The following is a 23,557-nucleotide window of genomic DNA, read 5'->3' as shown; positions in this document are numbered from 1 at the left end:
AAGTTCTTTTGTCTTGAAACAAAAGAACCAAAAGTTCAAGACTGGATCTTTTTGCTAAAAAATGAAGATTTCTTCCGAGAAAATCCCCAAAATTTATCTCGTCCCTAAGACGAGACTCGGGCGGAACCAAAGTTCTGCTTCGAAACGAGATTATGGCCGCGCTTCGGACAAAGGGGATTTTTAGGCATTATGTTCGTTTGAGGATTTGGATGGGAAGAAATCTTCATTTTTGCCTCCTGTTTTTATATTTTTATTTGAATCGGCGAATCTCTTTGAGATTTCTTCACGCAAAAATCTCCTAAGTCATTCCAATTTCGTTTTTACATCCCGATTTCGTCGAAAAATCAAATTCACTCCCTTTTTTATGCTGAGCCTGCCGAAGTAAGGGTTGGGGCAATGAATTTGATTTTACTTAACGCAAAAATCTCCTAAGTCGATCCTCCAATTAAAAACAGTTTTTCATTAAAACAGGCAGCTCTATTGATTTGCGGAATCTGTGCGAGATTCCTGATGATCGTTTTCAAATAAATGGTGCGCTGCGGTGATTTCGGCTCCGCTCAATCACCAACAAGGGCAACATAACAGAGAGGTGACACGTGAATATCTACCTTGTAGAAAAAACAAATTCACTGCCTTTATCGCGGCAGAGAATTTGAAATTGGTACTCTTATATTTAAAGTCAATAATCTAATAGTCTATCATCTATCGGCCTGAGGGTGCTGGGCGTATTACCTAAAATGAGGTATTACTCTAGTGATAGGTGAAAATCTGTTGAATCTGTGTGGGATTCCTGATGGCAGTTTTTCCACTACGATGATTTCGGCTTCGCTCAATTACCAAAAAGGGCACCGAAAGAGCGAGGCGACACATAGATCTATCTTGTAGAAAAAACAAATTCACTGCCTTTATCGCGGCAGTGAATTTGAAATTGGTGTTCCTATATTTAAAAGCAATAATCTAATAGTCTATTGTCTATCATCTATTAGTCTATTTTCTATCATCTAATAATTAAACAAAGCCTTCCCCTCCATCATTTGATTGACTTTTTTACGGACTTCAGCTATTTTGTGGTCGTCGTTGATGTTCATGACCACGTCGTTGATCAGGCCGGCAAGGACTTCCATATCGGCTTCTTTTAAACCTCTGGTCGTGATCGCTGCAGTTCCTAAGCGGATCCCCGAGGTGGTAAATGCAGATTTGTCATCGAAAGGAACCATGTTTTTGTTACAGGTAATATCGGCTTTTACCAACGCTTTTTCGGTTTCTTTACCATTGACATTTTTATTCCGGAGATCGACCAACATCAGGTGATTATCAGTTCCCCCACTTACGATATCGAATCCCTGGGTCATCATTGCTTTTGCTAACGCACGGGCATTGGCCACCACCTGTTTTGCATAGACTTTAAATTTCTGATCAATGGCTTCTGCAAACGCCACTGCTTTTCCGGCAATCACATGCTCCAGTGGTCCGCCTTGGATTCCCGGGAATACAGAACCGTTTAAGACCTGACTCATCATTTTGGTTTCTCCTTTTGGCGTTTTGTGACCGTAGGTGTTTTCAAAATCTTTGCCCATCATAATCAGTCCGCCTCTTGGTCCACGAAGGGTTTTATGGGTAGTGGTAGTAACCACATGACAATGTTCGAATGGCGAGCTCAGCAGTCCTTTGGCAATCAATCCCGCTGGATGCGCGATATCTGCCCAAAGGGTCGCTCCTACTTCATCCGCCACTTCGCGGAATTTCTTAAAATCGATATCTCTGGAATAAGCGGAATAGCCTGCGATCAACATTTTCGGTTTCACTTCCAAAGCTTTCTGACGCATGGCCTCGTAGTCGATCAGCCCGCTTTCGCGCTCTACACCGTAGAAATTGGCACTGTACTGAATTCCAGAAAAGTTCACAAAAGAACCATGCGTCAAATGGCCCCCCATCGATAAATCAAGTCCTAAAATCTGATCACCCGGTTTGAGAACAGAGAGATAAATGGCAGCATTGGCTTGCGACCCCGAATGCGGCTGAACATTGGCATAATCGACACCAAACAGTTGTTTTGCTCTTTCGATAGCTAAAGTTTCTATTTCATCTACGACTTCGCAGCCGCCGTAGTATCTTTTTCCGGGATAGCCTTCCGCGTATTTATTGGTCAGAACACTTCCTACTGCTTTCATTACATTTTCTGAAACAAAATTTTCAGAAGCGATGAGTTCGATGCCGTGTGTCTGTCTTTGTCTTTCCTGTTCAATAAGGTCAAAAATTGGATCCATAGGGTATAAATGATGTTTTAAAATTCTCGTTAATAAAGAATTCAAATTTATGGAATTTTTTGGGAAGAATTCTGGTTGTGGGAGAAATTGTGGAAGGAGGGGGTGGGATGCTGGATGCTTGATGCTGGGTGTTGGATTTTGAGTGTTTGTGTATTTGAGTGGATGATTAAAACGCTGAGTCATGGAGTGGAGAAATCTGTTAATACTTTTCTTTTTAACGCAAGGGCGCAAAAAATATTTGACATGCTGTGTTGCGGGTGTTTTTTAAGACGCAAGGGCGTTTGACTTCGTCTAATCTCTTCGGGATTTCTTCACGCAAAAATCTCCTAAGTCGACCCCTCTATGCAAAGACAGTTTTTCATTAAAAAGACGGTGTCATTGCGGGGAGGAACGGTGAAGCAATCTGTCAATGATGGTTCCTTGCTTTTCTTTTTAACGCAAGGGCGCAAAAAATATTTGACATGCATGCTGTCTTGCGGGTGTTTTTTAAGGCGCAAGGCGTTTGACTTCGTCTAGTCTCTTCGGGATTTCTTCACGCAAAAATCTCCTAAGTCGACCCCTCTATGCAAAGACATTTTTTCATTAAAAAGGTGGCGTCATTGCGGGGAGGAACGACGAAGCAATCTGTTAATCAGGATTTCCATAGCAAGAATATCTTTTTTTAAGTTCTTTTGCTTCCTCTTGTTTATTGTTTTTAATGGAATTAGTGAACCATTTTCAATGGTTTGTCTTGAAATCGAAGATTCGACTCAGTCAAACAAAAGAAACAAGATTTGTTATTGATTAAGGTTATTTGCTGCCACTTGAACAGTAGGGTTTATTTTTTACTTTTTGTCTTGACACAAAAAGTAACAAAAAAGTCAAGACTGGATCTTTTTGCTAAAAAATGAAGATTTCTTCCGAGAAAATCCCCAAACTCGGGCGGAAACAAGATTTGTTATCGATTAAAGTTATTTGCCGCCCTCAAACAGTGGGGATTTTTTGACATTATGTTCGTTTGAAGATTTGGATGGGAAGAAATCTTCATTTTTCTTCACGCAAAAATCTCCTAAGTCGATCCTCTATGTAAAAACAGTTTTTCATTAAAAGGCGGCGTCATTGCGGGTGGTGGGAAGCAGTCAGCTAATGAGGGTTTCCGTAGAAAGAGCATCTTTTTTTAAGTTCTTTTGTCTTGAAACAAAAGAACCAAAAGTTCAAGACTGGATCTTTTTGCTTCATTCTTTTTTTTGTTTTTAATGGAATCGGCGAACCTCCTTCGTCGGTTTGCTAAAAAATGAAGATTTCTTCCAAGAAAATCCCCAAAATTTATCTCGTCCCTAAGACGAGACTCGGGCGGAAACAAGATTTGTTATCGATTAAAGTTATTTGCCGCCCTCGAACAGTGGGGATTTTTTGACATTATGTTCGTTTGAAGATTTGGATGGGAAGAAATCTTCATTTTTCTTCACGCAAAAATCTCCTAAGTCGACCCCTCTATGCAAAGACAGTTTTTCATTAAAAAGACGGTGTCATTGCGGGGAGGAACGGTGAAGCAATCGGTCAATGATGGTTCCTTGCTTTTCTTTTTAACGCAAGGGCGTTTGACTTCGTCTAATCTCTTCGGGATTTCTTAACGCAAAAATCTTCTAAATCGACCCTCTTTTCATTAAAAAAAATCGGCGTCATTGCGGGCGTAGGGAAACAATCTGCTGATGATGGTTTCCGTAGAAAGAGCATCTTTTTTTAAGTTCTTTTGTCTTGAAACAAAAGAACCAAAAGTTCAAGACTGGATCTTTTTGCCTCATTCTTTTTTTTGTTTTTAATGGAATCGGCGAACCTCCTTCGTCGGTTTGCTAAAAAATGAAGATTTCTTCCAAGAAAATCCCCAAACTCGGGCGGAAACAAGATTTGTTATCGATTAAAGTTATTTGCCGCCCTCGAACAGTGGGGATTTTTTGACATTATGTTCGTTTGAAGATTTGGATGGGAAGAAATCTTCATTTTTGCCTCCTGTTTTTATATTTTTATTTGAATCGGCGAATCTCTTTGAGATTTCTTCACGCAAAAATCTCCTAAGTCGATCCTCTATGTAAAAACAGTTTTTCATTAAAAGGCGGCGTCATTGCGGGGAGGAACGGTGAAGCAATCGGTCAATGATGGTTCCTTGCTTTTCTTTTTAACGCAAGGGCGTTTGACTTCGTCTAATCTCTTCGGGATTTCTTAACGCAAAAATCTTCTAAATCGACCCTCTTTTCATTAAAAGACGGCGTCATTGCGGGTGGTGGGAAGCAGTCAGCTAATGAGGGTTTCCGTAGAAAGAGCATCTTTTTTTAAGTTCTTTTGTCTTGAAACAAAAGAACCAAAAGTTCAAGACTGGATCTTTTTGCTAAAAAATGAAGATTTCTTCTTAGAAAATCCCCAAACTTGCACGGGAACAAAATATCGCTGTGAAACGAGATTATGGCCGTGCTTCGGACAAAGGGGATTTTTAGGTGGTCTGTTCTTTTAAAAACCTGGATGGGAAGAAATCTTCATTTTTCTTCACGCAAAAATCTCCTAAGTCGATCCTCTATGTAAAAACAGTTTTTCATTAAAAGGCGGCGTCATTGCGGGTGGTGGGAAGCAGTCAGCTAATGAGGGTTTCCGTAGAAAGAGCATCTTTTTTTTAAGTTCTTTTGTCTTGAAACAAAAGAACCAAAAGTTCAAGACTGGATCTTTTTGCCTCATTCTTTTTTTTGTTTTTAATGGAATCGGCGAACCTCCTTCGTCGGTTTGCTAAAAAATGAAGATTTCTTCCAAGAAAATCCCCAAAATTTATCTCGTCCCTAAGACGAGACTCGGGCGGAAACAAGATTTGTTATCGATTAAAGTTATTTGCCGCCCTCGAACAGTGGGGATTTTTAGGCATTATGTTCGTTTGAAGATTTGGATGGGAAAAAATCTTCATTTTTGCCTCCTGTTTTTATATTTTTATTTGAATCGGCGAATCTCTTTGAGATTTCTTCACGCAAAAATCTCCTAAGTCGTTTTAATTTCTATTTTATATCTCGGGAATCAACTTTGCCAAAGTTTGGAACTTTGGCAAAGTGAGGTAGCCCGTTATTGCCGGTTAATACATTATACGGTCACCATCATCCATCATCATCCATCATCATCTAATCCCTCAAATACTCAAATACTCAATCACAACTCCCAACACCCAACATCCAGCACCGAATATCTCACCGTTTATAAAAAAAACAGCATAATTGAAATAATTTTAATTAATTTGCATAAGAATTCTTAAAAAACACAGTTCGTCAATATCGATTCTAATGGTATGAAGAAAATTAATATACTCATTGCGTTGTTCCTTTTGATTATGGGGAACGGGCAAACCTTCAAATACGGTGTTACCGGCAATTTCCACAAAGGGTCTATCGTAGGCGTGCACGACGTTTCCAAAGGGGCGTATGGCGGCAGTCTCGGGTTTTTCGGACAGTGGTCACTCGTAGAAAATGATGTCTTCGATTCGGCCTGGCTTTTTATTACCCCTCAGATCGAATACCATATGGGTGGTGAAATTGCGAAAGCAGAAGAGGATATATTCGGGGTGCAGAAATTCCATCATGATTATGTGGCCATGCAGGTGTATATGAAATGGTTTTTCCATCAGGGAAACATGAAGCGGGATGTCTTTTTATTCGCCGGTCCGCGTATCGAATATTTAGTAAGACAGGAAAGAAAGGTAGATCCGGCATATGATCTGGCCTATTTTAAATTCAATAAGGACGATGAGGTTAAAAAATTCGGGTATGGCGTTTCTTTCGGTGTGGGTTTAAAAGTATCCCAACAGTTTGAAGCGTTTTTGAGGTATGACCGCGGTTTCAGCAAAGTCTATCCCAATAATGACAGCCGTAATACCTATAACCGGATGTTGGGGGTAGGGCTTAATTATTACTGGAAAGAGAACTGGTGGTAATCACCATGATGATCCATCCACCGTCAACGGGGACTGGTCTGCTAAAAATAGTTTTACATTTGTAGTCTTAAAAATAAGAAATGAAGAAATACTTTTCAGTATTTATAATCGTTGCGCTCCTTGTATTTCAGTCGTGTCAACCGAAGAAAAACATCGTTTATCTCTCGAACAATAACTTTGAACAGGAAGTTTCACAAGCCCGGTACGAGGGGCTTCATATTCAGGAAGGCGACCGGTTGCAGATTTTAGTTTCCGCTTTCGAAGAGATCGCGGTGCGTCCTTTCAATCTCTCTACGATGGCAGCGACAGGCGCAGCAGGTACAGGAAGCGCCTCCGGCGGATCCTCCGGCGCAACAGAATATACCGTTACCACCGACGGTACCATAGTATTCCCGGTTCTGGGAAGTGTCTATTGCAAAGGGATGACCAAGCAGCAGCTCAAACAGGATTTAGAAAGCCGCTTAAAAAGATATCTGACTGATCCTATGGTGACGGTCACCTTATCCAATTTTAATTTCTCAGTTTTAGGCGAGGTGAAAGGGCCGGGACAGAAAACAAGTCCGACAGAGAAGCTTAATCTCTTTCAGGCTATTGCCCTGGCTGGAGATCTTACTTACGACGCCAACAAAACCAATGTCAAGCTGATCCGCTATTCCGAAGAAGAAGCCAGAGATAAAGTGATTTCCCTTGACCTTTCAGAAGTTTCCATCGTGAATTCGCCTTATTATTATCTGCAGCAGAATGATATTCTTTATGTGGAACCCGACCGCAACAAGCAGATGTCGGTGAATACCAATTCCAATGTTGATAACTGGATTAAATATGGCGGGATTGGTTTAGGTCTGTTCACTTTAATCCTCAGTTTAACCCGAAAATAAGTATTAATGGAATTGTTGGAAAACTCCGAGCCGTTGAAAAGAACGAAGACGGTTAATATCAAAAAAGAAATCGGGAAGTATCTGAAGAAATGGCCTTGGTTTTTGCTCAGTCTCGCCGTGTTTTATGGGGGTGCTAAAATCTACCTTAAATATACCCAGGCACAGTACAGCAGCAAGACTTCTCTCAAACTCCGTGAATCCAAAGGAAACAGTTCCGCCGCGCTGAGTGACCTGAAAAACCTTGGAATGGGCGTGAGTGGTGACAATGAGCTGCAGGGCGAAACCACGATTATTGTTTCCAAACCGATTTTAGAAACGGTAGCAAAAAACCTCAATTTGGGGGTCAGCTTTTTTAGTTTGGGTAAAATTAAAGAAGTGGAACTTTATAATGACAGCCCTTTATCGGGAAAGATCATCAGCATCGATCAGCCCGATCAGTTTTCCGGAGCAACCTATACCATCAATCCCGTGGGCCGTAATTCCTTTAAGCTCAACGATTCAAAGACCGTTTACCGGTTTGGGTCTCCTGCCCGTTTTCCTTTCGGAACCGTGCAGATCAATGCAAAACCCGGCGTTGTTTTAACCGATCCCATCAAGGTGGTATTTAACAGTCTCAAAAGCGCGGTAGCCAATCTGGAAGGGCGAATCTCGGTAAGTTTACCGGAAAATAAAGGACTGCTCATGGAAGTAGCCATGGTAGGACCTGTTCCGAAAAAATCAGAAGATATTTTAAATGAACTCGCCGATCAGTACATCATTGATGGGGTGAACGATAAAAACCAGGAAGCACAAAATACCCAGAATTTCATCAATGAGCGTTTAGAAGTGATTACCAACGACCTGTCCGGTATTGAAGGGGAGAAAGAACGGTTCAAACAGTCCAATCAGATTACCAATCTGGAGGCACAGGGGAGCATGGCATTAAGCAAAGCGGAGGAGAACACGAAAATCATTCTGACCCAGTCGATGCAGTTGGATCTGGTCAATTCGGTATTGGCAGCCAGCGCGACAGAACAGCTGTTGCCAACGGGAATGGGCTTGCCTGCGAGTGCCGAAAGCAATATCACCGAGTACAACAATCTCCTGCTCACCCGGAACAGGGTTTTAAAACAGGCCACGGGCGAAAATCCATCGGTGATCGAAATGAACAAACAGATCGCCGTTACCAAAAATTTGATCCGGAAAAACTTAATAGAAGCGCGCGAAATCCTGCAGCTTCAGGTTGCTCAGGCCAATGCCCAGCTGAATCTGGCCAAAGGAAACATCAGCAAATTTCCCACCCAGGAAAAAATGTTCCGAAGCATCGACCGGCAGCAAACACTGAAAGAACAGCTCTACCTTTATCTTTTACAGAAGAGAGAAGAAAATGCCATTACCCTGGCAGTGACGGCACCGAAAGCGAAGATCATCAATCCCGCCTTCACCACCGGCATTGTACAGCCCAATTCCAAACGCATTATGAACGGGGCGCTCACGGCCGGCTTTCTGCTGCCGCTGCTCTTTCTGATTGTCTGGAACTCTCTGGATACCAAAGTACACACCAAGGAACATATCATGGCGCTGATGCCCGTATCTGCCGTGGTCATTGCAGAAATCCCGGTCAACAGTGAAGAGAACGCTATCGTTCACCCGAATGACTTTTCTACTTTTGCCGAATCTTTCCGGATCTTAAGTTCCAATCTCAAATACCTGTTAAAGGCCAGAAAGACCGAGCACGGAGATGTCGTCCTGGTCACTTCCTCCATTAAAGGCGAAGGAAAAACCACGGTGTCGATTAATACCGCCTTAACTTTAGCAGGAAAAAATAAAGTAATCATCATCGGAGCCGATATCCGGAATCCGCAGCTGCACCGTTTTGTCCACGGAAAAAATATTGGTTTGACCGACTATCTGGTCTCCGACAAGACTGTGCCCGATTCTTATATCGTCCCTTCCAAAGTGAACGATAATCTCGACGTGCTGTTCAGCGGTCAGATTGCCCCCAATCCCAATGACCTTCTGGATATGGAGAAGTTTGCAGAAATGATCAGCTATCTCAAAACCAAATACGACTATATTGTTTTGGACTCTGCGCCCGTCATGCTGGTCAGTGATACCCTCCAGTTGGTGGAGAAGGCCGATGTTCTGCTCTATGTCGTAAGATCCGAATTCACAGAAAAGGGCATGATCGATTTTGCTGCCGGCTTCCAAATCGAAAACCAGATCAGCAACATGGCTTTTGTGCTGAACAGCGTGAAACCTGAAAATACGCGCTATGGTAAGAAGTATGGCTATGGATATTATTCTTATACGCATGAGATTGAGAAGAAATGGTGGGAGAGGTTTTTGTAGAGGTGGTGTTTTTGAGTGATTGGGTTTTTGGGTGATTGAGTGATTGAGTTTTTGAGTGATTGGGTATTTGAATGGATGATTAAAAGGCTGAGTCATGGAGCGGAGAAATCTGTTAATACATTTCTTTTTAACGCAAGGACGCAAAAAAGTATTTGACATGCATGCTGTGTTGCGGGTGTTTTTTAAGGCGCAAGGGCGTTTGACTTCGTCGAATCTTCGATTTCACTTAACAAAGGCGCAAGAGATTGGGTGATTGAGTTTTTGAGTGATTAGGTGAGGCACTATAGGGTGCCGAATCAATTTTAAAACCAGATCTCATAAAAAAACCGTACTATTCCCCTCCTCCGGAGGGGTGGCACCAGACCCGAAGGGGAGTGCCGGGGTGGTTTTTCTGTATCAGGGTTTTTCTATGTAGATTATTACCGCAAAAATCTCCTGAACCTTGTTGAGACTGAGCCGGGAATGTGGGTTTTTCAGGTTGATAAGTTTGCTACCGCCCCTCTTCACAGCAGGAAAAATTAATTATTAAACATCAATCTCATTAGCAAGTTCACAGCGCTACCAATTCACAGCCCCGGAAGCCCAATAGTTCACATTAAAAAAAAACAATGACCAAAGACAACCAACCTACGTACTACATCCACTCCAAGCAATCCGTATTTTCCCTGAACCTCAAAGAAGTCTGGGACTATCGGGATCTGTTGTTGATGTTGGTGAAAAAAGATTTTATTACCTTCTATAAGCAAACGGTGTTAGGGCCGCTGTGGTTTATTGTGCAGCCTTTGCTGACCACGGTAATCTACATCATCCTGTTTGGAAATATTGCCAAATTATCGACCGACGGCGTGCCGCAGGTGCTCTTTTACCTCTCCGGAATTACGGTGTGGAATTACTTCTCCGAAAGTTTAACCAAGACCTCGTCCGTCTTTACGACCAATGCCGGGATGTTTGGGAAGGTGTATTTCCCGCGGCTGATCATGCCGCTGTCGATTGTAGCTTCATCCCTCATGAAATTTGCGGTGCAGTTTGGCATCTTCGCGGTCGTACTGCTGTACTTCGTTATTTTTACTGATGAGGTACACCCCAATATCTGGATGTTGTTTACGCCGGTTTTAATACTGCTTATGGCGATGTTCGCTTTGGGAATGGGGATGATCTTCTCTTCCCTGACGACCAAATACAAAGATCTTACGTTTCTTTTAACTTTTGGAATTCAACTGTTTATGTACATCACACCGGTGGTGTATCCGATTTCGGCTTTACCCGAGAAATTCCGGTTTCTGGTCTATATGAATCCGCTGTCCTCTATTTTTGAATGTTTCCGGTACGCCTTTCTGGGGTCCGGCAGTTTCGATCTGATGAGCATCCTCTGGAGCAGCATTTTCATCACCTTCATTCTGGTTATCGGCACGGTTATTTTTAATAAGGTGGAGAAGAGTTTTATGGATACGGTGTAGGGGGCAGGGAGACATGAGACTTGGAGACATGAGACGTGAGATTGGGTGATTGAGTTTTTGAGTGATTGAGTTTTTGGGTTATTGAGTATTTGAGTGATTGAGTTTTTAAGTGATTTTAATGAAATGTTTGTTGAGTACTTTAGTGGAATAACAGCATAGTGATTGCCATGTCATACGGAGGCTGAGTGTAGCCGAAGCCGGTATCTGTATAACATCCTGCACTGCATCCTGCACGGTGCAAGATGCACGGTGCAGGATGCAGGGTGCATCCTTTGGATGACTGCCGATTCCCACAATCTGCGAAGAAATAGGCGAAGCCAAAAGGCGAATGCCTCAATTCCCTCCGCCTCCAGAGGGGTTGCCCGAAGGGTCGGGGTGGTATCTACGCAGTGATTGCGATGATTTTGGTGAATGTGTGAATGGTGAATGTGTGAATGGTGAATCCTGTCACCGGTCGCTGAGCGGAGCCGAAAGGATCCAACAACCAACATCCCAATTTATTTTTCCGGCAGCGAAACCACCCCGTCCTTCCGCAAGCGGAATGACACCACTCCAAGGGAGGGAATGGGCACTTCGCAAAGAACATAAACTCCGGTTTCCATAAGAAATCTTCATCAACACCATTGCTTAATTAAAAACTTAATGCTTAATTTGTAAATAATTTCATAAAACACTTAAATCCAACACCCAACACCCAAAATCCATCACCCAACATCTATCATCTATCCGTCTATGCTCTATCCGTCTATCCACTATCATTTCACTTCGGCTCCGCTCAGTGACCTAAAACTTAAGATCAATTGAAACCCAATATTGCGATCCGCGCAGAAAATATTTCCAAACAGTACCGCCTCGGCGAGGTCGGGACCGGCACCCTTACGCATGATTTGAACCGGGTCTGGGCAAAACTCCGCGGCAAGGAAGATCCTTTTTTGAAAATTGGCGAGAGCAATGACCGGAGTTCAAAAGGCGAAAGCGACTATGTGTGGTCTTTGAAAGACATTAATTTTGAGATTGAGAAAGGCGATGCGGTCGGAATTATCGGTAGAAACGGGGCGGGAAAATCTACCCTGCTGAAATTACTCAGCCGTGTGACCAAACCCACCACCGGACATTTTGAAGTACAGGGCAGGATCGCTTCTTTGCTGGAAGTAGGAACCGGTTTTAATCCCGAAATGACGGGCCGTGAAAACATCTTTCTAAATGGGGCGATCTTAGGAATGCGCCGCCAGGAGATCAAAAGAAAGTTTGATGAGATCGTGGACTTTGCAGGCGTAGAACGCTATATCGATACCCCGGTAAAACGGTATTCTTCCGGCATGTATGTAAGACTGGCTTTTGCCGTTGCCGCGCATCTGGAATCCGAGATCCTGATTGTAGATGAAGTTTTGGCGGTAGGCGATGCCGAGTTTCAGAAAAAATGTCTGGGCAAAATGGGCGATGTCTCTAAAGGGGAAGGGAGGACTGTTTTGTTTGTGAGTCATAATATGGCGGCGGTACAAAATCTTTGCACAAAAGGAATTGTCTTGTCTAATGGAATTTCTACTTTTGCAGGCAATGTGGAAAACTCAATTCAACATTATTTAACGAAAAATACAAACTGGGTGAATTTGTTCGAATCGAAAGACAGAAAAGGTTCAGGAGTTATTAAATTTGTGAGAATTAATGTTTTTGGAGCTAATAGAGATGTAAAACCTCAAACAGGGCAGCCCTTTACGATGGAGTTTGTAGTAGTTAATGATAGAAATATTAATTTTTCTGATGTAGAATTTGATGTTAGAATTGACGACCAAATTGGACAACGAATTTTGTGGATGAGTACTACTTTAATGAAAGATAGTATTGTTTTAGTGGGAAATACAATCACTTTTTCGATGGATAGATTGGTCTTAAATGAAGGGATGTACTTCATAACTGTTTATATGACTGTAAATAAAGATCTTTCAGATTGGATTGACAATGCTATTTCATTTGAAGTTACTGAGGGCGATTATTACAATTCTGGAAAAAAAGTACCATCGCTTTATAGCAAAGTATTGGTAGATTATGAAGTAAAATTTTCGTAATTAAATTATTAAGGCGATTAAAAAATAAAATTGTTGCAGACAAAATGACATGTGCTATTATAGGGGAAAGTTGGAAGAGTTTTCTATTTAATACCAAATCAAAAATTGTATCAGAGCAATCTACATAACAAAATTGGCTGGCCGCCACTATTTTTTATAATTGTATTTGTCAAAATTTAGATAAATATGCGGAAGAGAAAAAAAGAAAATTATTCGGTATAATCCTATGGAATGAAAATGCAAAAAATATTAAAATTAAGATACCCAATAAAGGATACGAGTTTTATAAATGCTTTGGTTTTAAGACTGCCTTAAAAACGTTACTTTCAAAATGAAAACATATTTTCAACATATTTACTGGATTCTAAGAACATTGCCTTTACGGTGGCATTTTCCAAAATACAAAGTCATGACTATCGCAGAAACTATTGCAGATATTACTGATAATAAAAAAAGCATTTCACGTTTGGGTGATGGTGAATTTAAGTTGCTTTTGAAAGCAGGTGATATAGGATTTCAAAAACAGGACTTGGAATTATCAAATAAAATTTTGGAAGTTATATATAACAGAAATCCGAAATTTTTAATCGCTCTTCCGGATAGTATAGCTACCACCAAAACTCATAAACGTTTTGCTAAAGTATATTGGATTATGTTTATTAATAATCATGGTAAAGCACTTTCGAAAATACTGGATAAAAATTACAGATACGGTAATGCTAATATGACAAGGTTATATGCTGGTATGCGGAACCAGTCGAAATCAAAAGAATATTTTGATAAAGTGAGAACCATTTGGGAAAATAAAGATATTGTAATTATAGAAGGAAATCTTTCAAGATTGGGGGTAGGAAATGACTTGTTTGATAATGTTAAAACATTACAAAGAATAATATGCCCTCACAAAAACGCCTACGAAAAATATGAACATATTAAAAAGGCGGCAACAAAGTATGGTGCTGATAAACTAATTGTAGTTGCTTTAGGACCAACCGCAACAGTACTTTGTTCCGAACTCTGTAATGACGGTTTTTGGGCCGTAGATATTGGTCATATTGATGTAGAGTATATGTGGATGTTAATGGGGACTACACAAAGAACAGCAATTAAAGGAAGACATGTTAATGAATCAAACAATTCTGAAGGATATGAACTTGATCCAGAACTTATTGGTCCTTATAGAAAATCAATAATTTTAGATTTGTCGAATTAATCAAATGTATTTTATTTATTATGATCCCAGTAACCAAACCCTTTTTACCGCCCCAACAAATTTACCAATCCTATTTGGATGGTATTTGGAAAAGAAATTGGCTCACCAATATGGGGCCTTTGGCCAGTGATTTAGAACTACGCCTGAAAGAATTTTTGAAGGTCGATCATTTGCTGTTTGTGACCAATGGAACGGTTGCTTTGCAAATGGCGATTAAAGCATTGGACTTAAAAGGCGAAATCATTACCACTCCTTTTTCTTTTGTAGCCACTACTTCCAGTATTGTCTGGGAAGGCTGCACGCCTATTTTTGTAGATATTGATCCGAAAAGTTTAAATATTGATGCCGCTAAAATTGAAGCAGCGATTACGGAACATACCTCAGCAATTCTCGCCACCCATGTTTATGGAAATCCCTGTGACGTGGAAAAAATAGAGCAGATTGCAAAAAAGCACAATCTGAAAGTCATTTACGATGCAGCCCACGCTTTCGGTGTTGAAGTGAATGGAAAATCGATTTTTGAATATGGAGATATTTCCACCTGCAGTCTTCACGCAACCAAATTATACCACAGCATTGAAGGAGGTTTATTAATTACTAAAGATCCCGTCCTTTTAAAGAAATTAGCTTCGGTACGGAATTTTGGTATTTCAGGTTTTGAGAGTTTTGATGAATTGGGATTGAATGGTAAAAACTCGGAGTTTCATGCCGCCATGGGATTGGCGAATTTAAAATACATCGAAGAGATTTCTAAAAAGAGAAAAGCTTTAACCGCAAGGTACGACGATAAATTAAAGAACTTAAAAGCCCGGCGTCCGATTTGGCATGTTGATTCTGAAAATAATGCCGCTTATTATCCCATCATTTTCGAGAGCGAAGAATTGATGTTGGAATGCAAAGAACATTTGCAGCTCAATGAGATTGGAACGAGACGGTATTTTTACCCCAGTTTAGCCACTGCACTTCCTTATCTGGAGTCACAGCATTTTCCCATCACCGATGATATTGCAAAACGGGTGTTATGTCTGCCGCTTTTCTATGATTTGACCATTGAAGAAGTGGATATGATTTGTCGGTTGTTATTACGAATTCAAAATAATTAACCATGATCATTATCGGAGCGAAAGGTTTTGCCAAAGAAGTACTGGAAATACTGCATCAGAATAATCAGCTGGGAGGTGTGGCTTTTTATGATGATGTGAATCACGATCTTCCCGATGTATTGTACAATCAGTTTCCTATCTTAAAAAATGAAAAGCAGGTTAAAGAACATTTCCAAAACTATGGAAACGATTTTACGATTGGGATTGGAGGACCATTACTCCGAAAAAAAATGCTGGAAAAGTTTGAAGCATTCGGAGGTAAGTTAAAATCAACGGTAAGTAAATTCTCCGATATAGGCAGTTACGGAGTTCAAATAGGAGAAGGGAGTAATATCCTTTCTGGCGCGATAGTATCGAACAGTGTTTCTATTGGGAATGCAAATTTGATCTATTACAATGCAATCGTTACCCATGATGTGATCACAGGTGATTATGTTGAAATTTCACCCGGAGCAAAACTTTTGGGCAGATGTTCAGTCGGCGATTTTTCCAGCATTGGAAGTAATGCTGTAATATTACCTGATGTTAAAGTGGGAAGAAATGTAATTGTCGGTGCCGGTGCGGTCGTAAGCAAAGATCTTGCTGACAACTGTGTTGCTGTGGGTATTCCGGCAAAAATTATTAGAATGAATCATGACTGATTGTCCAAAAGTAAGTATCGTAACTATCACCTACGGCCACGAAAACTATATTACGCAGACCCTTGATGGGGTTTTGATGCAACAGTACGCTGGGGAAATAGAATTCGTTATTGCGAACGATCATTCACCAGATGCAACAGATTGTGTCATCAAAGATTATTTATCTGTAAAGAAGATTCCGACCAATTTTACCATTAAATATACCCGACACGAAAAAAACAAAGGAATGATGCCCAATTTTATTTGGGCATTAGAACAGGCTTCCGGAAAATATATTGCATTATGTGAAGGCGATGATTACTGGAGCGATCCGTTGAAATTACAGAAACAGGTCGGTTTTTTGGAAGATAATGAGGGTTTTGTGCTATGTTTTACGAGGCAAAATATTTTGGAAGAAGCACATATGAAAATTTCTGAAACGGAGTATAAGAAAAATATATTTAACAAAAGTGAAATTCCGTTTATTCATGTCCCTACGCTCACAACGGTATTTCGCAATGTGACTAATCTGATGCCACGCCAAATGTATCGCAGTATTATTGATGCATCACTATTTTTGTATTTGTCACAGTTTGGTAAATTCTATCGATTTGAGGAGGAAACTGCCGTTTACCGCGTGCATACTGGTGGAATTTACAGTGGAAGTTCAGAGATTCACAATCTCAAACGAAGTGTAGCTGCAAGATTAGCAGCATGGCGTTATCTGAAAAATATAGATAAGGTTGCTACTGCCGAAAACATCGTATTTTTGCTGCGTTTAAAAATGCAGGCAGAGCAAAAAGAAAATATGCGTTTTGCTGTATTAAAAACGAAAATGATTGAAAGATTCTTCATTTTTTATTTGATGCAAGATTACCTGAAAAAGAAGTGGTTTTTAAATGCAAACCCCCAAGACGGATTAACAGCAACTGAGGACCTTAATAATTAATTGAAATGAACCAACCGCTTTTTTCAATATTAATCGCGCAATATAACAATGGAAAATATTTCGAAGATTGTTATAAAAGCATTATCGCACAAACCTATCAAAATTGGGAAGTGATCATTGTCGATGATGATTCTACAGATGATTCGGTTGCCCAAATGAAAAAAATCATTGGTGATGATTCGCGTTTTAAGATCGAGATCAATTCCGAAAACAAAGGATGTGGTTTTACCAAAAGAAAATGTGCCGAACTAGCAATTGGTGATATCTGTGCCTTTCTGGATCCTGATGATGCCATTACTGCTGAAGCGCTTTTAGTGATGGTTGAGGAGCATAAAAAACATCCCGACGCTTCAATGATTTATTCCAATCTGCTTTATTGTGATGAATATTTGAATGTGCAACAAGAAAACAAATCTCGGAAGATTGAAAACTTTGATCCCTACTTTTTTGATTTTGAGGGATGTACCTCTGCATTTCTTTCTTATAAAAAAAAATTCTATGATCAAACCCAAGGAATTAGCTCCTATTTGCTGAGAGCTGTTGACAGAGATCTGTTATTAAAACTTTACGAAGTAGGTGCCGCCGTTTTTCTTGATAAAGGCCTTTATCAATATAGAATACACCCCAATGGTATTTCCACCAACAGCAATCAGGATAAAGCCTATTTTTGGTATTGGGTAACGGTTATCGATGCCGCGAAAAGAAGAAATGTGAATATTGAAAACCTCTTTGTGGATAAAGCATTATTAAGCAGAAGGGAATTTTATCTGCAAAAAGAGATTGATTCCTACAACAAATCATTCATTTTTAAAGCATTACGTAAATTGAGGATTTTTAAATTGATGTAAATCGAAGATTTGCTCCTTTGCAAAATGCTAATTAATCACAGTAATTTAATAGTTTTAACAGAGAAATATTTTATGAGTCAGCAGAGAAATGAAATTAGTAGAGTCCCGGTTATTGGTTTTGTGAGGTATTCCCAAAGCATAATATTTGGAACAGGAAAAAATGCAAGAGATGTATTTGAAGAGGAATATTTTGAATATCGATTTAAAATTTTTAAAAACGTTACACTGAAAAGCTTTCAGCAGCAAACAGATAATAATTTTGCTCTGTTAGTTCTACATTCTATAAATATGCCACCGCATTATAAAATGAGGTTTCTCGAACTTGAAAAAACAAACTTATTTTTGTACAACATATTTGTAGAAGATACTGCCGAGTCATTCAATGATGCAATAAAAAAAAGCATTGATTATGTGTCATTTCAAAGTGAGGCTGCAATAACATTTAGAATCGATAATGATGATGCGGTCCAGCATGATTTTATTCAAAAATTACGGAGTTTTACAAAAAAGGATTTTGTTGGTTATTCGATTAATGTGCCCAATGTAACTATCCTAAAACGTATCGCAAACCATTCATATATGGTTGAAGAACGTTATTATCATTCAAATTCAATTGGGTTGGCTTATGTTACTGGTAAAGACCCCTACAAAACAATTTTACAGGTTGCCGAGCATGATAAAATTAATGATGAAAACCCATTAATTCTTTTACCAAAAAATAAAGTGTCTGTACTTATGACAATTAATGGCGAAAATGCTATTAATTACATAAACCCTGCAAATGCTAAGATATTAAAGAAAGAAGAATTTGATAAATATTTAAAGGAGCGAAAGTTTGAAAGTTTAGATTTGCACTGTCTTCGCGTTTTTGATGAAATAAATAATTCATCTAATTTTTCATTGAAAAAAATAATTGGTTTATTTGTGCCTCCAGTAATTAATTTGGCATTGCTAAAAATAAAGAAGCTATTTTTTTCTTAATACCGAATATATATAATGAATTTGTTGCAAGTCAAGACATTTATCGTTAAAGTTCTTAAACTAAAATTTAGAAATCTTTCTTTTATGCTTTTTGTCGCGGGTGGAAGAGGCAAAGGATCTTTATTGCTCGCCTATGGAAAATTTTATTATGCTTTGAAAAAAGATGCAAGAATTAATATCAAAGACGGATCATTACAGTTAAATTCAGATTTTGGTAAGCTAAATCCTTTAATTGGAGTCCTAAAAATGAATGCCAATTCAGAAATAAATATTGATAGTAATTTTGTAATTTATTCTGGTTGTCATATTGTTGTGAATAACAATGCTAAACTTAATTTAGGTAGTGGGTATATTCATAGGAACGCTAAAATACGGTGCTTTAATGAAATAACTATTGGGCATGAAGTGGCCATTAGTGAAAATTTCACTGTTTGGGATACAGATGCGCACGTTATCATTGGGAAGGAAGATGAAATGACAACCCCCATTGTAATAGGAAATCATGTTTGGATTGGAACTAACGTCACTGTTTTAAAAGGTGTTACAATTGGTGATGGTGCTGTAATTGCAGCTGGAGCAGTAGTTACAAGAGATGTCCCAGCAAGAGCATTAGCAGGAGGGGTACCGGCAAAAGTGATTAAGGAAAACATTGGCTGGAAATAATCAAATTACGTAAGACCATCTAAAACATTGCACAATTGAGATCAGCAAATTGTAAGGAAGTAGTACTTTAGTTAAAATAATTTTTCAAATGACCAAAATCCTCTTTTTAATACCCACTTTAATGCATGGAGGTGCTGAAAAAGTACTCGTGAATCTGGTGAATAATTTAGATTCCAATAAGTATGAGATTACTTTGTATTCTATTTTTGATGGGGGCGTCAACAAAGAATTTTTGAAGTGTCATGTGAAGTACCGGTACAAATTTAAAAAAGTATTCCGAGGTAATTCCCAACTCATGAAACTGTTTTCACCCAAGTTTTTATACCGGTTTTTTATCGATGAAAAGTACGATCTGCTCGTTTCTTTTTTAGAAGGACCTGCTGCAAGGATTATTTCTGGTTGCAATCAGCCGAAATCAAAGAAAATTGCCTGGATTCATTCCGATACCCTTACGAAGAATTTAGGGGCGGTTGGTTTTAGAAATTTTGCAGAAGCACAGCAATTATATCACAAATTTGATCTGATTGCAGGCGTTTCTAAAAATGTAGTGCATTCGTTCGAAAAGACCCTGCAACCTAAGGTACCGCTTCAGATTCTGTATAACGTCAATGAAACTGAAAAAATACAGCAACTCGCGCTTGAAAGGATTGCTTATCCCTTTCCTGAAAACACGGTCAATATCTGTTCCGTTGGTAAAATAACAGGCAACAAAGGATTCGATCGGTTATTGCAAGTGCACAAACAATTATTAGAAGAAGGTTTGTTTCATCAAATCAATGTTTTAGGCATTGGCGAAGACCAACCCCAATTAGAAAAAAGAATAAAAGAATTAGGGGTTGAGCAAAGTTTCAAATTACTGGGCTTTCATAAAAATCCGTACCCATATATGAGGCGATGTGATTTATACGTTTGCACATCGCACCGGGAAGGTTTCAGCACCGCTGTAACCGAAGCCTTAATTGCAGGCATTCCGGTGCTGTCCACTGAAGTTTCCGGTGCGAAAGAATTATTGGGTGAAAATAATGAGTATGGGATCGTGACTGAAAATTCTACCCAAGGTATTTATGAAGGATTGAAAACGCTTTTAATGCATCCGGAACTGTTAGCACATTATAAAAAACAGGCCGTATTGCGCGGGAAAGCGTTTTCCAAAGAAAAAACCGTGAAAGCGGTAGAACAATTATTTGATTCCCTGCTCCATGAATGATTTGATCAGTGTTATTATACCGGTGTATAACAATGCTCAATATCTGGAAAGATGTCTGGAGTCCGTTGTTTCTCAAACGTACCGGAATTTAGAGATCATTATTGTCAATGATGGTTCACAGGATCGTTCCGCAGAAATTATTGAATGTTTTTCTTCCAGAGATCACAGAATTATTGCCATTCATCAGAAAAACCAAGGCGTTTCTGCCGCCAGAAATGCGGGTTTAGCCATTGCAAAAGGAAACTGTATTGGTTTTGTAGATGCAGATGACGAGGTTCATCCCGATATGTATGAATTTCTGTATCATAATTTAGAAAAATATGAAGTCGATATTTCCCACTGCGGCTTTGAATTAGTGAAATCGGACCCAACTGTTAAATTTCATGATACGGGAATTGTTTTGGTGCAGAATAAAGTTGAAGCGCTAAAAGAATTACTTGCAGGCGATAGAGTAGAACCGAGTACCTGCAATAAGTTATTTAAAATGGAAATCCTGAAAAAGATACGTTTCGCAGTAGATATTAAAATTAATGAAGATCTTCTTTTTAATGTTGAAGCGTTCAATAATGCGCAAAGAAGTATTTTTGAAGATGTCGTAAAATACAAATATCACCATAATCCAGTTTCTGCTTCGCGCTCATCTAAAATACTTTTTATTCAAGAAGAAGTTTATAAAGCAGCCCAAAAAATCAGATTGCTTTTGCAAGATGATGAGATGAAAGAAGCCGTAGAGAAATTCTATGTCACCAAATTACTCACCAGTTTAAAATCCCTGAAGAAGCATCATTTATTTGCTTCGGAATTGGCGAAACGGCACCGCACCGAATTAAAACAGAACACCACAAAAAAATTGGGTTTAAGAGTTTCTATTTTAAAAAACTTATTGGTTTATTTCCCTTTTTTCTATCATCCTTTTATCTATTTTTACGATATGCTTTTTGCCAAAAATCAAAAATGGAAATAATCATCTAATATGACGTCAACACTAAAAAGTTTTGAGTATGGCTATTAATCAATGCAAAGTCTATATTGACCCATCCAGTAATATCATTTATTCTTCCTACTACATAAAAGGATTATATGATGTATTTGGTAAAAAAAATGTTGTGTTTTCTACAGCATATTTTGACGTTTTGAATAAAAGAAAAGACGACTATTCATATGATGCCTACATGGCTTTTATAATTGTAAATAAAGGGAAGGCCAACAACGTAATTATTGATTTTGGTGATGACTATCCCATTAGGGAAAATGCTTATCACTGGTGTAATATCTATGCTAAAATTAATTATGATCAAGAACGCACGCCTGCACTATACAAAGATAAAATCCACTCTATACCACCCGGTTTCGGCATAAAAATATGGAATGTATCAGAAGCTGTATATTATTGTATTTCAAACTTAATTAAGCTGAGATTTAATTCGCAGCTCTCTTTAAAAAATCATTTTCGCGCTTACTTAAGCCAGATTAAACAATTGCAACTGGAAAATTTTCTACCAGGCAACAAAGCAAAAGTTGTTCTGGAAAACTATGTTTTTTCTGTTGCAAGTCTATGGCCGCATGTAAATTGTTTAACAGGAACCAACACGTACCGTAAAATGTATATCGACAGCTGTCTAAAAAACGGGGTGAATTTTGAAGGCGGTTTTTGGGTTACGGATGCCAGTCACTCTCAGTTTAGCGAATTTAAACAGTTAACTTTTAACAGAAGATATCCTTTACAGGAATTTATTACGAAAACCAAAAAATCACTGTTCGTCTTTAATACCCCTGCAGTACACAACTGTCATGGCTGGAAGTTGGGGCAGTTTTTAGCGATGAATAAAGCCATTATTTCAACCCCTTTTCAGAATGCGCTGCCCGAAAATCTGGTTCACGGAAAAAACATTCATTTCGTTCACGACGCCATTGAGATGGATGGTGCGGTGTCCCAACTACTGAAAGATGAGGGCTACTGCAAAAAACTGGAAGAGGGAGCAAGGGAGTATTACTTAAAATATGTATCACCGTCTGCGGTCGTTCGACACATTACCCAGAAATTAAAAGTAATGCTTCCTTATGAATAAGATAAGTGTTATCATTCCGGTTTATAATGTTGAAAAATATTTATCAGCCTGTATTGAAAGTATCATCAACCAGACCTATCGAAACCTTGAAATTATTCTGGTTGACGACGGTTCTACTGATTGCTGCCCAAAAATCTGTGATGATTATGCAGCCAAAGATTCCAGAATTAAAGTTCGCCACAAAGAAAATGGTGGTTTGTCTGATGCGAGAAATGTGGGTATAGAAGTAGCAACCGGCGAATATATTGCATTTGTTGATAGCGATGATTTGATTACATTGAATTTTTGTGAAATTTTATTGCAGACTGCTTTACAAAATAGGGGGGGAATCGTAGAATGTAGTTTTGCGAAATTTGAAAATGAATTTGAAATTAATTGGGAGCAATTGGATTCAAAAAGTATAGATTTAGTCTATCAAACCGAAGAAGCACTGGAGCTTTTAATAAAAGATACAATCAAACAAACCGTGTGGAATAAACTTTATAAGAAAGAAATTATTGATGGAGTTTTATTCGAAAAAAACCGAAAACATGAAGATGAATTCTGGACGTATCAAGTCATAGGAAAAGCCAAAAGGATTGTGAAAAATGATAATGTACTCTATTTTTACAGGCAACATCCAGAAAGTATTATGGGGCAAGGATACAGTTTGCAAAGACTGGATGGATTAGATGCATTGGAAGAGAGAATTCTTTTTATGCAAAGAAATTACCCGCAATTATTTCATTTATCTTTCAAATCTTTCTGGTCTGCTTCTTCGGCTCATTACCAAAACTTAACGCAAAATTCCAATTTGGATCAAAATGGTTTACACAGAAAGAGAATTTTGAGGAATTTGAAGAAATATAAAACTGAAATCTCGGATAAAGATTTTAAACTTAAAGACTTATTTTGGCTTCATTTCTTTTTATTGATGCCAAATATTTATTCGAAATTTAGAAATTATATTAAAGTTGGAGTTTAAA

General features: G+C 38.9%; 17 protein-coding genes. 16 read left to right on the top strand and 1 reads right to left on the bottom strand.

Features of this window, described 5'->3' with window-relative positions; translation table 11 throughout:
* Positions 1 to 1,001: 1,001 nt before the first annotated feature.
* Entirely contained in the window at positions 1,002 to 2,267 is a 1,266-nt protein-coding gene (glyA, locus tag QF004_RS13390; protein ID WP_307427265.1) for a serine hydroxymethyltransferase, read from the bottom strand.
* 3,298 nt (positions 2,268 to 5,565) lie between these two features.
* Between glyA and QF004_RS13385 the strand changes: the two genes are divergently transcribed.
* From QF004_RS13385 to QF004_RS13310, 16 genes are all read left to right on the top strand, one after another.
* Complete coding sequence (locus QF004_RS13385) at positions 5,566 to 6,207, top strand: outer membrane beta-barrel protein (RefSeq protein ID WP_307427263.1); 642 nt, start codon at positions 5,566 to 5,568, stop codon at positions 6,205 to 6,207.
* An 80-nt stretch (positions 6,208 to 6,287) separates the two neighbouring features.
* Positions 6,288 to 7,085, top strand: coding sequence for a polysaccharide biosynthesis/export family protein (locus QF004_RS13380; RefSeq protein WP_307427260.1), 798 nt, complete (start codon positions 6,288 to 6,290; stop codon positions 7,083 to 7,085).
* Positions 7,086 to 7,091: 6 nt separating this feature from the next.
* Positions 7,092 to 9,416, top strand: a complete 2,325-nt coding sequence (locus QF004_RS13375; RefSeq protein ID WP_307427257.1) for a tyrosine-protein kinase — start codon at positions 7,092 to 7,094, stop codon at positions 9,414 to 9,416.
* A gap of 608 nt (positions 9,417 to 10,024) precedes the next feature.
* On the top strand, positions 10,025 to 10,873 hold the full coding sequence (locus QF004_RS13370) for an ABC transporter permease (RefSeq protein WP_307427255.1): 849 nt from the start codon (positions 10,025 to 10,027) through the stop codon (positions 10,871 to 10,873).
* A gap of 800 nt (positions 10,874 to 11,673) precedes the next feature.
* On the top strand, positions 11,674 to 12,939 hold the full coding sequence (locus QF004_RS13365) for an ABC transporter ATP-binding protein (protein ID WP_307427252.1): 1,266 nt from the start codon (positions 11,674 to 11,676) through the stop codon (positions 12,937 to 12,939).
* Between the two features lie 409 nt (positions 12,940 to 13,348).
* Complete coding sequence (locus QF004_RS13360; protein WP_307427249.1) at positions 13,349 to 14,152, top strand: GT-D fold domain-containing glycosyltransferase; 804 nt, start codon at positions 13,349 to 13,351, stop codon at positions 14,150 to 14,152.
* Between the two features lie 20 nt (positions 14,153 to 14,172).
* Positions 14,173 to 15,255 (top strand): DegT/DnrJ/EryC1/StrS aminotransferase family protein, encoded by a 1,083-nt coding sequence (locus QF004_RS13355; protein WP_307427246.1) that lies wholly within the window; start codon positions 14,173 to 14,175, stop codon positions 15,253 to 15,255.
* Positions 15,256 to 15,257: 2 nt separating this feature from the next.
* The gene (locus QF004_RS13350) at positions 15,258 to 15,896 is read left to right on the top strand and encodes an acetyltransferase (RefSeq protein WP_307427243.1); all 639 of its coding nucleotides are present in this window, start codon (positions 15,258 to 15,260) and stop codon (positions 15,894 to 15,896) included.
* Positions 15,889 to 16,824 (top strand): glycosyltransferase family 2 protein, encoded by a 936-nt coding sequence (locus tag QF004_RS13345; protein ID WP_307427240.1) that lies wholly within the window; start codon positions 15,889 to 15,891, stop codon positions 16,822 to 16,824. The genes QF004_RS13350 and QF004_RS13345 overlap by 8 nt, the downstream gene beginning before the upstream one ends.
* Before the next feature lie 5 nt (positions 16,825 to 16,829).
* A complete protein-coding gene (locus tag QF004_RS13340) occupies positions 16,830 to 17,672 on the top strand; it encodes a glycosyltransferase (RefSeq protein WP_307427237.1) in 843 nt (280 codons plus the stop codon).
* Positions 17,673 to 17,744: 72 nt separating this feature from the next.
* Positions 17,745 to 18,653 (top strand): glycosyltransferase, encoded by a 909-nt coding sequence (locus QF004_RS13335; RefSeq protein ID WP_307427233.1) that lies wholly within the window; start codon positions 17,745 to 17,747, stop codon positions 18,651 to 18,653.
* Positions 18,654 to 18,668: 15 nt separating this feature from the next.
* Positions 18,669 to 19,316 carry a DapH/DapD/GlmU-related protein gene (locus QF004_RS13330; RefSeq protein WP_307427230.1) on the top strand — a complete coding sequence of 216 codons (648 nt, stop codon included), beginning with the start codon at positions 18,669 to 18,671 and terminating at the stop codon, positions 19,314 to 19,316.
* Positions 19,317 to 19,404: 88 nt separating this feature from the next.
* Positions 19,405 to 20,523, top strand: a complete 1,119-nt coding sequence (locus QF004_RS13325; RefSeq protein WP_307427228.1) for a glycosyltransferase — start codon at positions 19,405 to 19,407, stop codon at positions 20,521 to 20,523.
* Complete coding sequence (locus tag QF004_RS13320) at positions 20,516 to 21,487, top strand: glycosyltransferase (protein WP_307427225.1); 972 nt, start codon at positions 20,516 to 20,518, stop codon at positions 21,485 to 21,487. Before QF004_RS13325 ends, QF004_RS13320 begins: the two co-directional genes overlap by 8 nt.
* A gap of 37 nt (positions 21,488 to 21,524) precedes the next feature.
* Entirely contained in the window at positions 21,525 to 22,592 is a 1,068-nt protein-coding gene (locus QF004_RS13315; protein ID WP_307427223.1) for a glycosyltransferase, read from the top strand.
* Entirely contained in the window at positions 22,585 to 23,556 is a 972-nt protein-coding gene (locus QF004_RS13310) for a glycosyltransferase (RefSeq protein ID WP_307427220.1), read from the top strand. The genes QF004_RS13315 and QF004_RS13310 overlap by 8 nt, the downstream gene beginning before the upstream one ends.
* The last annotated feature ends 1 nt before the right edge of the window (position 23,557 follow it).

The sequence above is a fragment of the Chryseobacterium sp. MDT2-18 genome (assembly GCF_030815285.1).
In the GTDB taxonomy this organism is placed as follows: Bacteria; Bacteroidota; Bacteroidia; order Flavobacteriales; family Weeksellaceae; genus Kaistella; species Kaistella salivictor.
This window is presented reverse-complemented; position numbering and strand designations above follow the sequence as displayed.

Bases quoted from the DNA above. Each gene is read 5' to 3' on its own strand.
- QF004_RS13340 (WP_307427237.1), top strand. From the start codon at position 16,830: ATGAACCAACCGCTTTTTTCAATATTAATCGCGCAATATAACAATGGA.
- QF004_RS13355 (WP_307427246.1), top strand. From the start codon at position 14,173: ATGATCCCAGTAACCAAACCCTTTTTACCGCCCCAACAAATTTACCAA.
- QF004_RS13385 (WP_307427263.1), top strand. From the start codon at position 5,566: ATGAAGAAAATTAATATACTCATTGCGTTGTTCCTTTTGATTATGGGG.
- QF004_RS13310 (WP_307427220.1), top strand. From the start codon at position 22,585: ATGAATAAGATAAGTGTTATCATTCCGGTTTATAATGTTGAAAAATAT.
- QF004_RS13325 (WP_307427228.1), top strand. From the start codon at position 19,405: ATGACCAAAATCCTCTTTTTAATACCCACTTTAATGCATGGAGGTGCT.
- QF004_RS13360 (WP_307427249.1), top strand. From the start codon at position 13,349: ATGACTATCGCAGAAACTATTGCAGATATTACTGATAATAAAAAAAGC.
- QF004_RS13380 (WP_307427260.1), top strand. From the start codon at position 6,288: ATGAAGAAATACTTTTCAGTATTTATAATCGTTGCGCTCCTTGTATTT.
- QF004_RS13320 (WP_307427225.1), top strand. From the start codon at position 20,516: ATGAATGATTTGATCAGTGTTATTATACCGGTGTATAACAATGCTCAA.
- QF004_RS13330 (WP_307427230.1), top strand. From the start codon at position 18,669: ATGAATTTGTTGCAAGTCAAGACATTTATCGTTAAAGTTCTTAAACTA.
- QF004_RS13350 (WP_307427243.1), top strand. From the start codon at position 15,258: ATGATCATTATCGGAGCGAAAGGTTTTGCCAAAGAAGTACTGGAAATA.
- QF004_RS13315 (WP_307427223.1), top strand. From the start codon at position 21,525: ATGGCTATTAATCAATGCAAAGTCTATATTGACCCATCCAGTAATATC.
- QF004_RS13375 (WP_307427257.1), top strand. From the start codon at position 7,092: ATGGAATTGTTGGAAAACTCCGAGCCGTTGAAAAGAACGAAGACGGTT.
- glyA (WP_307427265.1), bottom strand. From the start codon at position 2,267: ATGGATCCAATTTTTGACCTTATTGAACAGGAAAGACAAAGACAGACA.
- QF004_RS13345 (WP_307427240.1), top strand. From the start codon at position 15,889: ATGACTGATTGTCCAAAAGTAAGTATCGTAACTATCACCTACGGCCAC.
- QF004_RS13370 (WP_307427255.1), top strand. From the start codon at position 10,025: ATGACCAAAGACAACCAACCTACGTACTACATCCACTCCAAGCAATCC.
- QF004_RS13335 (WP_307427233.1), top strand. From the start codon at position 17,745: ATGAGTCAGCAGAGAAATGAAATTAGTAGAGTCCCGGTTATTGGTTTT.